At 71.5% G+C, this 13392-nt stretch carries 10 protein-coding genes; 7 read left to right on the top strand and 3 right to left on the bottom strand.

Annotated features, from left to right (window positions below; translation table 11 throughout):
- Positions 1-29 precede the first annotated feature (29 nt).
- From E5671_RS09220 to E5671_RS09230, 3 genes are all read left to right on the top strand, one after another.
- Entirely contained in the window at positions 30-854 is an 825-nt protein-coding gene (locus E5671_RS09220; protein WP_160503356.1) for an MOSC domain-containing protein, read from the top strand.
- Between the two features lie 148 nt (positions 855-1002).
- Positions 1003-1608, top strand: a complete 606-nt coding sequence (locus E5671_RS09225) for an Rv1733c family protein (protein WP_336605715.1) — start codon at positions 1003-1005, stop codon at positions 1606-1608.
- 175 nt (positions 1609-1783) lie between these two features.
- A complete protein-coding gene (locus E5671_RS09230) occupies positions 1784-4198 on the top strand; it encodes a right-handed parallel beta-helix repeat-containing protein (RefSeq protein WP_160503358.1) in 2415 nt (804 codons plus the stop codon).
- Here E5671_RS09230 and E5671_RS09235 read toward each other — a convergent pair.
- Positions 4158-6434 carry a hypothetical protein gene (locus tag E5671_RS09235; protein WP_202121656.1) on the bottom strand — a complete coding sequence of 759 codons (2277 nt, stop codon included), beginning with the start codon at positions 6432-6434 and terminating at the stop codon, positions 4158-4160. The genes E5671_RS09230 and E5671_RS09235 overlap by 41 nt on opposite strands.
- A 300-nt stretch (positions 6435-6734) precedes the next feature.
- Here E5671_RS09235 and E5671_RS09240 point away from each other — a divergent pair, with 300 nt between their 5' ends.
- Both E5671_RS09240 and E5671_RS09245 read left to right on the top strand, forming a co-directional pair.
- Positions 6735-7664: a DeoR/GlpR family DNA-binding transcription regulator gene (locus E5671_RS09240; RefSeq protein WP_336605716.1), complete on the top strand. Its 930-nt coding sequence runs from the start codon at positions 6735-6737 to the stop codon at positions 7662-7664.
- Between the two features lie 63 nt (positions 7665-7727).
- On the top strand, positions 7728-8216 hold the full coding sequence (locus E5671_RS09245) for an SRPBCC family protein (RefSeq protein WP_160503360.1): 489 nt from the start codon (positions 7728-7730) through the stop codon (positions 8214-8216).
- 24 nt (positions 8217-8240) lie between these two features.
- On the opposite strand, the gene E5671_RS09250 is transcribed toward E5671_RS09245, so the two are convergent.
- Positions 8241-9335, bottom strand: coding sequence for a PLP-dependent cysteine synthase family protein (locus tag E5671_RS09250; protein ID WP_160510079.1), 1095 nt, complete (start codon positions 9333-9335; stop codon positions 8241-8243).
- A 342-nt stretch (positions 9336-9677) separates the two neighbouring features.
- On the opposite strand from E5671_RS09250, the gene E5671_RS09255 reads away from it, so the two are divergent.
- On the top strand, positions 9678-10007 hold the full coding sequence (locus E5671_RS09255) for a hypothetical protein (RefSeq protein WP_160503361.1): 330 nt from the start codon (positions 9678-9680) through the stop codon (positions 10005-10007).
- Between the two features lie 203 nt (positions 10008-10210).
- Complete coding sequence (locus E5671_RS09260) at positions 10211-10750, top strand: ATP-binding protein (RefSeq protein ID WP_160503362.1); 540 nt, start codon at positions 10211-10213, stop codon at positions 10748-10750.
- Positions 10751-10788: 38 nt separating this feature from the next.
- Here the strand turns inward: E5671_RS09260 and E5671_RS09265 are convergent, their stop codons facing one another.
- The gene (locus E5671_RS09265; RefSeq protein WP_336606041.1) at positions 10789-13359 is read right to left on the bottom strand and encodes an ABC transporter permease; all 2571 of its coding nucleotides are present in this window, start codon (positions 13357-13359) and stop codon (positions 10789-10791) included.
- Positions 13360-13392: the final 33 nt, after the last annotated feature.

Genomic DNA, 13392 nt, shown 5'->3' on the forward strand with positions numbered 1-13392 from the left:
CTGTCAGTGGCTGCTGGCAGGATGGCGTCATGCCGAATCCAGCGCTGCACTCGATCCACTTCTACCCGCTCAAGGCGGTCGGGGGACACGCTCCGCGTGAGGCCGTCGTCGAGCCCTGGGGGCTCGCGGGTGACCGACGGTGGGTGCTGGTGGACAGCGCGGGACGGATCATCACGCAACGGCCGCATCCGAGGCTGGCGTTGGCCGCCGCCGAGCTCCTGCCCGGCGGCGGCATACGCATGTCCGCACCCGGCCAGGAGCCGCTGACGGTCGCCGTGCCGCCCTCCGGCGAGACCGTCACGGTGGAGATCTGGAAGGACAAGGTCGACGCGGTGCCCGCCGACGCGGCCGCCCACGACTGGTTCAGCGCCTATCTGGACACGGACGTCCGGCTCGTCCACCTCGACGACCCCGCCACCCGGCGCCCCATCGATCCCGCGTACGCCAAGGACGGCGAGACCGTCTCCTTCGCCGACGGATATCCGCTGCTCCTGACCACGCTCTCCTCCCTCGACGCCCTGAACTCGCTCATCGCGCAGGGCGATCACTCCGACGAGGGCCCTCTCCCCATGAACCGATTCCGGCCGAATGTGGTCGTGGACGGGACGGCGCCCTGGGCCGAGGACGACTGGTCGCGCGTCGCGATCGGCGATGTCACCTTCAGGGTGGCCAAGAAGTGCGGTCGCTGTGTCGTGACCACCACCGACCAGCGCAGCGCGGAGCGCGGCAAGGAGCCGCTGCGGACGCTCGCCAGGCACCGGCGCTTCGGGGACCAGCTGGTCTTCGGCCAGAATCTGGTGCCGGAGACGACCGGATCGGTCCGGATCGGCGACCCGTTCACCGTCCTCGATTGAACCTCCGCCGCCCGGGAACTCGAAGGCCCGGCACGGTCGTTGAGCGGGAACGAGAAGGGTGATCTGCCTCTCTCTTCTCCCCGTCGACGCGTGATCCGTGCCGTACGCGGTTATGACGGACGCGGAAGGCGGAAGGGGGTGCAGGACTGTGCGAGCGCTCGTCGGACTCTGGCGCTGGCGGCACAATCCGCTGCGCCGGAAGACCGACCTCGTCGAAGCCTGGGTGGCCTGTGCGGCCGTACTGCTCATCGCCGTCGCCGCGCCGCTGGCCGGCCTCGCGATCGGCGGTGCTTCGCGGGACGCCCTGCTGCAGTCGGTGCGGGAACAGCGCGAGGTGCGTCACGAAGTCACCGGCACGGTGGTCAGGAAGGTGTCGAGACCCCCGGTCGACCCCGATCCCGAGACGTCGTCCGCGCGCGACAGGCACAGCCGTGTGCTCGCCGAGTGGATCGCTCCGGACGGCACGGCGCACTCCGGCACGGTGCTCGCCGCCCTCGAGTCACCCGACCCGGGCGACCGCTTCCGGCTCTGGACGGACGAGCGGGGCCAAGTGGTCGGCCGCCCGCTGGACGGCGCGACCGCGAGCACGCACGCGGCACTGGCCGGAATAGGCGCCGCCGTGGCGGTCACCGGACTCGTCGAGGGGGCCAGGCGAATCGTCGTCTGGCGGATCGTCCTTCGGCGCTACGACCGCTGGGACCAGGCCTGGGAGAAGGCGGGGCCGGACTGGGGACGGACCGGCACCGGCTCCTGAGACGCCGATGCCGGCTCTGGAGGCCGGTGAGAGACCGGCGATGACCAGGTGAGAGCCTGGCGATCGGGTCAACTCGCCCTCGCCGCGCGCGCTACGGTGGACCGGCCGAACTCTTCGGCGCCTTGCGCGAGGTCGTGAGGTCCCGCGTACGACAAGGTGGGGGCAGAGCAACTCCATGGCACAGGGCACGGTCCAGGTGACGCACACCGGCACCTCGCGGTGGCGGCGCCGCACGGGTGAGTACGTATCGCTCGCTGCCGCCTTGGAGGCCGCGAGCGACGGAGACGTCCTCACCATCGCCCCCGGCACGTACCGCGAGAATCTCGTCGTCCAGCGGGCGGTGACGCTGCGCGGCCCCGACGGCTCCCCCGGCTCCGTCCGCATCGCGCCATCGGACGGGGTGCCGCTCACCATCCGTTCGTCCGCCGTGGTCCAGGACCTGCACGTCGAAGGACAGGACTCGGCCGCGCCCGCGCTGCTCGTCGAGGACGGGGCGCCCGAACTCGTCGACGTACGCGTGGTGACGCGGTCCGCGACCGGCATCGAGGTGCGCGGCGGAGCGCGCCCCACGGTGCGCCGCTGCACGGTCGACAACCCCGGCGGCATCGGCATCGCCGTGCTCGACGGCGGCGGCGGTGTCTTCGAGGAGTGCGAGGTCGTATCGGCCGGACAGTCGGGCATCGCCGTGCGCGGCGGCGCGCACCCCCGTCTTGAGCGCTGCCGCGTGCATCACGCGTCCGGAGCGGGGCTGTCCGTGACCGGTGAGCACTCGGGGCTCGAGGCGATCGGCTGCGAGGTGTACGAGGTCAAGGGCTCGGGCGTGCAGATCACCGGCCGGGCCGTGGCGCATCTGACGGACTGCGACGTGCACCGCACGACGTCGGACGGCGTCACGCTCGACACGGACGCCGTGCTCACGCTCGCCGACTGCCGCATCCACGACATCCCGGAGAACGCGATCGACCTGCGTTCCCGCTCGGTCCTGACCCTGACCCGTTCCACCGTGCGGCAGTTCGGGCGCAACGGCCTCTCGGTCTGGGACCCGGGCACGCGCGTGGACGCCAACCAGTGCGAGATCCACGACAGCACGGGCGACTACCCCGCGGTGTGGGTCAGCGACGGCGCGACGGTCGTCCTGGAGTCCTGCCGGGTGCACGACGTGCCGGACGCGCTGTTCGTCCTCGACCGCGGCTCGCGCGCCGACGTCGTCGACAGCGATCTCTCCCAGGTGCGCAACACGGCGGTGTCCGTGAGCGACGGAGCGACGGCGCAGCTGGACGACTGCCGCATCCGCGAGGCGGCCACCGGCGCGTGGTTCCGCGACCACGGCAGCGGCGGCACCCTGGCCAACTGCACGGTCGACGGCGTCCAGACGGGCGTCATCGTCACCAAGGGCGCGGACCCCACCATCGAGCGCTGCACGGTCACTTCCCCCGCGGAGGCGGGCTTCTACGTCTCCGCGGGCGGCCGCGGCAACTTGCACGGCTGCCGGGTGACGGACAGCGGCGGCTACGGCTTCCACGTCATCGACGGCTGCCGTACGACGCTGAAGAAGTGCCGTACGGAGCGGTGCGCGCGCGGCGGCTTCGAGTTCGCGGAGGACGGCCCGCTCGTCGAGGACTGCACCAGCGACGAGAGCGGCGGGGTACGGACCGCGGCGGCCACCGCGCAGGAGGCCGCCCCGCAGACGGCCACGCAGACCGTGGGGCTGCTCGGCATGATCCCCGGTCAGCGCACGGACCAGGCGCCCGCGAAGAACACGGCCCCGGAGCCGCCGTCCCGCTCCTCGAAGGACGTGCTCGGTGAGCTCGACGCGCTGGTCGGCCTGGACAGCGTCAAGCGCGAGGTGCGCGCCCTCACCGACATGATCGAGGTGGGGCGGCGCAGGCAGCTCGCGGGGCTCAAGGCCGCGTCCGTGCGCCGCCATCTGGTGTTCACCGGCTCACCCGGTACCGGCAAGACGACCGTGGCGCGGCTCTACGGCGAGATCCTGGCGTCGCTCGGCGTCCTGGAGAGCGGGCATCTGGTCGAGGTGTCGCGGGTCGACCTGGTGGGCGAGCACATCGGGTCGACGGCGATCCGTACCCAGGAGGCGTTCGACCGGGCGCGTGGCGGTGTGCTGTTCATCGACGAGGCGTACGCCCTCTCGCCCGAGGACTCCGGGCGTGACTTCGGCCGGGAGGCCATCGACACGCTGGTGAAGCTGATGGAGGACCACCGCGAGGCGGTGGTGGTGATCGTCGCGGGCTACACCGCGGAGATGAAGCGCTTCCTGTCCGTCAACCCCGGTGTGGCGTCCCGCTTCTCACGGACCATCACCTTCGGCGACTACTCCCCCGAGGAGCTGCTGCGGATCGTCGAGCAGCAGGCCGACGATCACGAGTACCGCCTGGACACGGGGACGGGCGAGGCCCTCCTGAAGTACTTCACGGCGCTTCCGAAGGGCCCCGCGTTCGGCAACGGCCGTACCGCGCGCCAGACGTTCGAGGCGATGGTGGAGCGGCACGCGGGGCGTGTCGCCCAGTTCGATGAGCCGAGCACGGACGACCTCACCCTGCTGTATCCGGAGGATCTGCCGGAGCTGCCGTGAGCGTCGCCTCCGGCCGGGGCGTCGGCACGGCCGGCTTGAGCCGGGCGAGCAGCCGTGCGCGCTCCTCGGCGAAGGCGGGATCGGCTTGGTAGTCCCCGTGGCCCAGGATCGGTGCGGGCAGCGGGTGTTCCTCCGTGCGGCCGTAGACCAGGGGGTCCTTGAGGGCTTCGCGGTCGACCTGCGGTCCGTCGCCGTCGGGCTGGACCCGGACGGGCCCGCCGATGGGGTCGGTGGTGCGGTGGAGGTTGCGCCAGCAGTCGACCTCGCGGTGCAGCGAGCTGAGGGCGGCCGGGCCGAAGTGGGCAGGGAACCAGCGTCCGTAGAGGCGCTCAAGGGGCGAGCCGTACGTGAGGAGGCCGACCCTCTTGCGGACGGATGGCCACAGCTGCCAGGCGGCCGCGGCGGCCAGGACGCTGCCCTGCGAGTGGCCGGAGATGACGAGCCTGCCGCCCGTGGCGCGCGTCGCGCGGGTCCAGGTGTGCATGCGCCAGGTGAGGTCGGGGACGGCACGCTCGGCGTAGCAGGGCGGGGCGAAGGGGTGGGCGGCGCGCGGCCAGAAGGTGCCGACGTCCCACAGGATGCCGATGGTGCGGCGCGCGGAGGGGTCGCGGTAGGCGCGGCGGCCCCACGTCACGAACAGTATGAAGCCGAAGCCGATCAGCCAGGAGCCGAGCGCCTGCGAGGTCTCGGCCGCTCCTTCGAAGAAGAGAGGCAGCCCCTGCGCGGCCTCGCTCGGGACTTCCTCGCTCACCCATGCGCCGACGAGCGCCCCCGCGCCGAGTAGCAGTGTCACCGCCGAGGTGATGCCGACGAGGAGCGGGGCCCGGTCGGTGAGTGCGGCACGCGCGCGCGTGCCCGCGATGCGGCGGCTGCGGGCCGCGTCCTTGGGCTCGCCCGGGTACTCGCCCGGGATGTTCGGCCGGTCGCGGCGTGCCCGTCGCAGGGTGCGGACGCCGAGCCAGCCGCAGAGTGCCGCGACGACCACGAGGAGGGGCGGGATGACGGACGCCTGCCAGGTCAGGAGCACGGGCGGACCGTCGATGGTGCCGCCGGAGCCTGGTGCCCCCGCGCCGTCGAGCCAGTCGGCTACGCGCTGGGCGCCGCCTCCGGACATCACACCGCCGAGCGCGCAGGCCAGCATCGCGACGGCGGGGCCGGCGAAGCCCCGCAGGGCGGTGCGCGGGTCGGGGGCCGTGCGGTAGAGGAGGCGGGCGACCACCGCGAGGGCGATGACCAGGAGCCCTTGGCCGAGGGCGATGGTTCCGAAGGTCGCGTTGCCCGGCAGCCTGCCCTGGGAGGTCCAGTCGGGGCGTGACCACCCGGCGTACAGGAGCGTCAGGACGAGCAGGGTGAGGGCTCCCAGGGGCAGGCTGCGGATCAGTTTCTCGTCGAGGTGCCGGTCGAGTTTGTTCTCGCTGCGGCCCCTGCGCCAGACCACCAGGACGACGATGCCCCCGCCCAGGACGAGCGTCACGTCGAGGATCCAGCCGAGGGCGTCGAGCAGCGCGGGCCCGCCGGCGCGCCGGTCGTGGCGCGCGGCCGATGTGCCGACCGCGGCGGCCACCGTGAGGAACCCGGCGGCCGTGTGCGCGGCGCGCAGGCGGGCCACCAGGCGGCGCCCGTACCAGAAGCCGGGCTTGCCGAGTGCGGTGCGTCCGGGCTCCTCCTCCGGGTCGGCCTGGTGGGGCAGCGGTGTCTGCGACTCGTACGCGCTCCAGGTGCGCTGGGACAGGTACCAGAGCAGCCCGGTGAGTGCGGCGGGCAGCAGGGCGGCGAACGCGAGGCGGCGTCCCGGCTGGCTCCACCAGCCGCCGTGTCCGGAGGCGTCGGTCGCCAGGAAGCCGAGCCAGGAGCGGTCGGCGGCGCACGCGGGCGTGCCGGCGCACTGCCAGGCCGTCAGGTCGATGGCGACCTCGCAGGCGGCGGCGACCAGCAGGACGGTGAGGCTGAGCCCGGTCAGGCGCACCAGGAGGCCGTACGTACGGACCGTCTTGCGCATGCGCCGCGACGTGGGGCGCATCCAGTGCGCGAGGTTGACCACCATGAACGGAAGCAGCAGGAGCCATAGGGCCCGCGAGCCGTTCCCGGAGGTCAGATTGCACCAGACGTACGCCTCAGGGACCGGTTTGCCGCGGTAGTCGTCCGGGCGCTTCTCGGCGTCGGCGTCCTCGGTGCGGCGGAACACGGCCGCCGTCTCGTCGCCGGAGATCCGGACGGTCCTGGGATCGCCCAGCATCTCCTCGGATGTGGTGCCCCCCACTCCATGGACGAGGAGTTCGAGAGCTGTCTCTTCTCTGTGGTCAGCTGCCACTGTTCGCTTCCCCCGATGTGCGCGTGTTCCCCCGAACGTGCGCGTGGTCAGGCCACAAGGATCTCCGCTCACGGCCCTGTCCACACCTCCCCTCACGTAATCTCCCCGTTCCGGGTGAACGCACGGCCTCGGGCAGTGGGCCGCCTGTCGGTGGCGCATGCGAGGATGAGGCAGCGCAATTGACAAGCGCGACGGGTGTGACGAGGCAGAAGGGCCGGGACGGACGTGAGTGAGAATCAGAACCTCCTCGCGGAGCAGCGCCGCGCCTTGATCCTCGATGAGGTACGCCGTCGGGGCGGGGTCCGTGTCAATGAACTGACCCGCAAGCTGGGTGTGTCGGACATGACGGTCCGCCGCGATCTCGACGCCCTCGCCCGCCAGGGCGTCCTGGAGAAGGTGCACGGCGGCGCCGTCCCGGTGGTCGAGGCGAGCACGCACGAGCCGGGGTTCGAGGCCAAGTCGGGCCTGGAGCTGAACGCCAAGGAGGACATCGCGCGCACCGCGGCCTCCCTGGTGGCGCCGGGCACGGCGATCGCGCTCTCGGGCGGCACGACGACGTACGCGCTCGCGCACCATCTCCTGGACGTGCCTGATCTGACGGTGGTGACGAACTCGGTGCGGGTCGCGGATGTCTTCCACTCCGCGCAGCGCACCTCGGGCCAGCGTCAGGGCGCGGCCACCGTCGTCCTCACGGGCGGTGTGCGCACTCCTTCGGACTCGCTGGTCGGCCCGGTCGCCGACCAGGCGATCGGCGCGCTGCACTTCGATGTGCTCTTCCTGGGCGTGCACGGCATATCGGCGGAGGCCGGTCTGTCCACACCGAACCTCGCGGAGGCGGAGACCAACCGGCGTCTGGTGCAGTCGGCGCGGCGGGTCATCGTGGTCGCCGACCACACCAAGTGGGGCACGGTGGGCCTCAGTTCGTTCGCCACCCTGGAGCAGGTCGACACGCTGGTGACGGATGCGGGGCTGCCCGCGGAGGCACGGGTGGAGATCTCCGAGCATCTGCGGCGCCTGGTGGTCACGGGCGAGTCCGAGGAGCCGGGGACCGACGGGCAGGGCGAGCAAGGCGAGAGCGTCGGGCAGGGTGAGGGCGTCGGGCAGGGCGCGGGTGTCGGTCCGGCAGGGAACGCCGGGAGCACCGCAGACATCTGACGGGCCGCCAGCTATGGTGACGGTGCCCGGTCAACGACCCGATTCCGCTGGGGGCTGAGTTCGATGGCACGCCGACTGAGGCCCGTGGGGCTGGAGTTCGCCGAGTCCGCTCCGCTGCGCCTGGTCTTCGCACGTGAGGTGAGCGCGTCCCCCCAGACGGTGTACCGCGCGCTCGCCGACGACATGGCCGGCTGGCCCGAGTGGTTCACGGCGGTCACGCTGTGCCGGCCGACGGAGGGCGCGGACGGCGGCAAGGGCCGCGAGGTCCGCCTCAAGGGCGGCACGCGCTTCCAGGAGACGATCGTCGCGGCCGACGCGGCGGAGCGGTACGCCTACCGCATCGACGAGTCGAACGCCCCGGGCCTGCGTGCCCTGCTCGAGGAGTGGCGGCTCACCCCGTCCGGGACCGGCACCCGCGTGCAGTGGACGTTCGCCGCGGACGGCGCCGCCCCCTTCCGCCTCGCCCTGAAGCTCGGCAGGCCGGGCATGGGCCGCGCCTTCCGTGACGCCGTCACCGCCCTCGACCGGCGCTTGGCCGCGGCCAACGCCTGAGTCCCGTACTGCGGTTGAGGTCTACTAGGTCCATGTGCCGTTCGCGAGCAGCGACTTGATCGCGGCCGCGTAGGGCGTGATGTCCAGACCCTGTTCGGCCAGCCACGCGTCCGAGTAGTACTTGTCCAGATAGCGGTCGCCCGGATCGCAGATGAGCGTGACGACACTGCCCGTGCGGCCCTCGGCCACCATCTCGGCGACGATCTTCAGGGAGCTCCACAGGCCGGTGCCGGTCGAGCCGCCCGCCTTGCGGCCGATCGCCTGCTCCAGGGCGCGCACGGCGGCGACGCTCGCCGCGTCCGGCACCTTCATCATGCGGTCGATCGCGCCGGGCACGAAGCTCGGCTCCATCCGCGGCCTGCCGATGCCCTCGATGCGGGATCCGCAGTCGCTGGTGGCATCCGGGTCGTGGTGGGTCCAGCCGTCGAAGAAACACGAGTTCTCGGGGTCGGCGACGCAGAGCCGGGTGTCGTGCTGCATGTAGTGGACGTAGCGGGCGATGGTCGCCGAGGTGCCGCCCGTGCCCGCCGTGGCGACGATCCACGCGGGTTCCGGATAGCGCTCCAGCCTCATCTGCTGGTAGATCGACTCGGCGATGTTGTTGTTGCCCCGCCAGTCCGTCGCCCGTTCCGCGTAGGTGAACTGGTCCATGTAGTGCCCGCCGGTCTCGACGGCGAGGGCGGCCGACTCGGCGTACATCATGCGTGAGTCGTCCACGAAGTGGCACTGGCCGCCGTGGAATTCGATGAGTCGGCACTTCTCGGCGCTGGTGGTGCGGGGCATCACCGCGATGAAGGGCACCCCGATCAGCTTCGCGAAGTACGCCTCGGAGACGGCTGTCGAGCCACTGGAGGCCTCGATGACCGGTCGCCCTGGCCGGATCCAGCCGTTGCAGAGGCCGTAGAGGAAGAGCGAGCGGGCGAGGCGATGCTTGAGGCTGCCGGTCGGGTGGGTCGACTCGTCCTTGAGATACAGGTCGATGCCCCACTGTTCCGGCAGCGGGAAGCGCAGCAGATGCGTGTCGGCGGAACGGTTGGCATCGGCCTGCACTTTGCGTACGGCTTCTTTGAGCCAGGCCCGGTACTCCGCGTCGCTGCGGTCCACGTCGAGCGTGGTCATCGGCTCGTCGGCTTGATCCTGCTGTGTGGTGCTCACCGCGCGGCTCCTTGGCGTCAACCTGGCCGCGCTCGGAGCGGGCAGGACACCTCGATCATAGGCACCTTCCGCACGCTTCTCACCTGCATAAACACACCTTTGAGCACCTCAAAGGCACACCTGGCGCAGCCAGTGGCGGCAAGGGCACGGCACACTGTGGAGGGGACGTCGTCCAGTTGTGACCCCAGTTGTGACCACGTCTTCATACGCACTGGTGCTCGACGTCCAGTGCGTGCAGACTGCACCGCACGGGAAGGCGGTCCCGTACGGAACGACATACCGAAGCGCTCAAGGGGGCGGAACGTCATGGCGGAGCCGGAGTTCACGGCCACAGGCGTGCGGATCGGACGACGGCTGCGCTCCCTCACCCGGGCGGGTCAAATCCGCATCACCGACGGCAGGTTCGAGCTACTGACCAGTTACGGCAGTGAGATCGACAGCGCGCCGGTGCAGACCGTGCGGGCCGGCAAACCATGGTTCGCCGCCGACGACCGGGCCCTCGCCGAACTGAACGGCACGCGCTATCGGCTCACCCTCGCCGATCACGACCCGGCGCCCGGCAAAGCAGGGCCGCCCACGGTACGCAAGTTCATCGACGCGGTGCGCAGGGCCAAAGGCCGCAGGGCGCCTGCCTGAGGAGCCCTCGCGCTCCCGGCCGGAGCGGTGCGAGTTGCACGCCCGCACCCCCTGAGTCACTCTGGTCTCACATCACTCTGGGTTCACCGGCGATGACGCTGCGAACCAGCCCGCCGGCCGCGAACAGCAGCCGGCAGACCCCGCGGCCGCTGCTGGATCCGATCGTCGTCTTCTTCCGGACCGCAATTCGGGGAGTCGCAGCCGTGATCAGCCAGCCAAGCAGGTATTGCACGGTAGAGCTTCAGGCCCTGCCGTCGCGGATCGGCCAGGTACGCAGAATCGTATCGGCGCAGTTGCGCTACTGGCGTCTCGATCCGCTGATAGACCAGGCCGCGCTCGGTGTGACCGAGCTCCTGACCAACGTGCACCGGCACGCACAGCCGGACAAGGTGTGCACCGTGGAGATCGAGCTGCTGCTCGACCGTCTCACGGTCTCCGTGCACGACCACGACCCCCGCCTTCCCGAGGTCCACGACGCCGAGGCGTCCGCGACCTGCGGCCGCGGGCTCGCCATGGTCGCCGCGGTCAGCGAGAGCTGGGGGGTGCGCCCCCACGGCGACACGGGCAAGGTCGTTTGGTTCACCCTTCCGGCCCCCGCCTCCGCCGCCGCACTGCCGTCCGCGTACCCGGCGTACGGCGCGGCCACCACGGGTCCCTTCGCGGACCTGGCCCCCGGGCCGCAGTCCCTCGCCGACGGGCACGCGCCCGGACATGCTCCCGCCCGGTCGGCCGTTGTCGGCTGACCGGGCGGTGACAGGCTCCGCGCAGCGGGCGTCCTACGTCACTCGGTGGCGATGGCACGCAGCACGTCCAGGCGTGCGGCCCGCCGTGCCGGACGCAGACCCGCGAGGGCTCCCGCCGTCAGGCCCACCAGGACGACCACCGCCAGTTGCACGGGTGGCACCGCGAACGCGAAAGCACTGTCGGTCGCGCCGTCCGAGGCCTTGACGAGCACCCAGCCGAGGAAGCCGCCGAGGGCCAGGCCGCCGGCCGTACCGAAGGCGGCGACGAGCACCGACTCCCAGCGGACCATGGCCCGCAGCTGCGCCCTGGTCTGGCCGACGGCACGCAACAGGCCCAGCTCACGGGTCCGTTCGTGGATGGCGAGGGTCAGCGTGTTGGCGATGCCGAGCAGGGCGATCAGTACGGCGAGCGCGAGCAGGGCGTAGACCAGCGTGAGCATCATGTCGATGCCGCCCGCGGCCGACTGCGCGTACTCACCACGGGTCTGCACATCCGGATTTCCGTACTCCTGGGCGACTTTGGAGACCGCGGCCTTGCCATCGTCCGCGCTCACGCCGTCCTTGAAGCTGACGGAGACGAGGCTGTCAGCGTCCTGCATGCGGTGCGGCGCCCAGGCCTCGCGGGTGATGACGTAGTCCCCCGCGAGCTCCGACTGGCCGTACAGCGCACGGACGGTGAAGGTGGCCTTCTTGCCGTCGGCGAAGGCGAGCTCGGTCTTGGAGCCGACCTTCAGATCCTGCTTCTCGGCCTCCGCGCGGGTGATCGCGATGCCGTTGGTGCCGAGGCCGTCCAGGGACCCGTCGACCTTGCCGAGGTCGAAGGACTTGGCGAAGGGGCCGGGGTCGGTGACCGTCAGGGCACGCCCTTCCCCCTCGACCTCCGCGGCGCCCTTGCCGAGACCGACCGCGGTCGCGACCTCCGGCCGCTCGGCCAGCACGGGGGCCAGCTTGGGGCTGAGTCCGCTGCCGCCCGCGCCGAAGCCGGGGGTGCTGATGGCGAGGTCGCCGGCGAAGGAGCGGTTCACCGTCTGGTCCATGGTCGCCTTCAGGGAGGCGCCGAAGACCGTGAAGAGCGAGACGACGGCGACGCCGATCATCAGGGCGCTCGCGGTGGCGGCGGTCCGCTTGGGGCTGCGCAGGGCGTTGCGCCGGGCGAGCCCGCCCGTGACACCGCGCATCCGGTCGAGGGGCCCGCCGAGAATACGTACCGCTCGCGAGGAAGCGACAGGACCCAGCACCACGAACGCGACGAGCGCGAGGGCCGCCCCCGCCCCGGCCAGCCACACGGACGGGCTGACGAGAACGCCGGTCAGCGAGAGACCGACGGCGGCGAGCGCGAGGAGCGCGCCTGCGACGGCGCGCGTCCGCGAGGCCCCGGAGTGGTCGACCGCGGTCTCGCGCAGCGCGGCCAGGGGTGCGGTACGCCCGGCGCGTACGGCGGGCAGCAGGGCGGAGCCCAGGCAGACCACGATGCCGACGGCGAGCGGCAGCAGCATCGACAGACCGCTGATCACCAAGTCGCCCTCGGGGAAGGGGAATCCGATGGCCGGGAAGAGTGCCTGCAGCCCGGCAGCGATCCCGATGCCGCCCGCGAGGCCCGCGACGGACGCGACCACGGCGACCGCGCTCGCCTCGATCAGGGTGGCCGCGGTGACCTGCCTGCGCGAGGCGCCGAGCGCGCGCAGGAGGGCGTTCTCGCGGGTGCGCTGGGCGACGACGATCGCGAAGGTGTTGTGGATGCTGAAGGTGGCGACGAGCAGAGCGACCCCGGAGAAGACCAGCAGGAAGCTGGTGAAGAGCGACAGGAACTGCCCCGAGATGTTGTCGGTGTTCTCCGCCGTCGACGCCTCGCCGGTGATCGCCTCAACTCCCTTGGGCAGTACGGGACTCAGCGCGTCGACGAGTTCCTGCTCGCTCACGCCGGGTCCGGCCCGCACCTGGATGGTCGCGGCCTCGCCGGGCTTCGGCGTCAGGTACTTCTCGGCGTCGGCCTGCGTCATGCCGGTGAAGGTGGTCTGCGCCATGCCGTCCTCGCCACCGAAGGTCGCGAGGCCCACGATCGTCACCTGGACGGGGTCGGGGGTGCGCAGCGTGGTCGTGTCACCGATCTTCAGATCGCCGGATTCGGCGGCACCTCGGTTGATGACGACCTCGCCTGACTTGGCGGGGGCGCGGCCCTCGGCCAACTGGTAGGCGTTCAGCTCCTTGTCGTCGATCCAGTTGCCGGCGAGGGTGGGCGGGCCTTCGCCGCCGATGGGCTCACGGTCCTTGCCGAGGAGCTGGCCCGCGCCCTGGATGCTGGGCGCGGCGGCGGCGACGCCGTCGGTCTGCTCGATCTTCTCGACGAGCGAGGTCTTGACGGGCTGCCGGGTGCCCTGGCTGTCGTCGGGGGTGGTGATCGTGTCGGCGCTGCGGACGACGGCGTCGGTGCCGCTCGTCGCGTTGCCGAACATCGTGTCGAAGCTGCCGCGCAGGGTGTCGCCCATGACGAGCGTGCCCGCCAGGAAGGCGACACCGAGCATGACCGCGAGGAACGTACCCGCGAAGCGCCGCTTGTGGCCGCGCAGCGAGGAAAGACTGATGCGCGCGGACGACCTGAGGGAACCAATCTGGGAACTACCACTCAGGGAACTACCACTCTG

Source organism: Streptomyces sp. BA2 (genome assembly GCF_009769735.1).
Classification (GTDB): domain Bacteria; phylum Actinomycetota; class Actinomycetes; order Streptomycetales; family Streptomycetaceae; genus Streptomyces.

What these genes read in the sequence shown, in the direction of transcription:
- E5671_RS09220 (WP_160503356.1), top strand. Translation starts at nt 30, where the DNA reads ATGCCGAATCCAGCGCTGCACTCGATCCACTTCTACCCGCTCAAGGCG.
- E5671_RS09230 (WP_160503358.1), top strand. Translation starts at nt 1,784, where the DNA reads ATGGCACAGGGCACGGTCCAGGTGACGCACACCGGCACCTCGCGGTGG.
- E5671_RS09235 (WP_202121656.1), bottom strand. Translation starts at nt 6,434, where the DNA reads ATGCTGGGCGATCCCAGGACCGTCCGGATCTCCGGCGACGAGACGGCG.
- E5671_RS09245 (WP_160503360.1), top strand. Translation starts at nt 7,728, where the DNA reads ATGGCACGCCGACTGAGGCCCGTGGGGCTGGAGTTCGCCGAGTCCGCT.
- E5671_RS09250 (WP_160510079.1), bottom strand. Translation starts at nt 9,335, where the DNA reads ATGACCACGCTCGACGTGGACCGCAGCGACGCGGAGTACCGGGCCTGG.
- E5671_RS09255 (WP_160503361.1), top strand. Translation starts at nt 9,678, where the DNA reads ATGGCGGAGCCGGAGTTCACGGCCACAGGCGTGCGGATCGGACGACGG.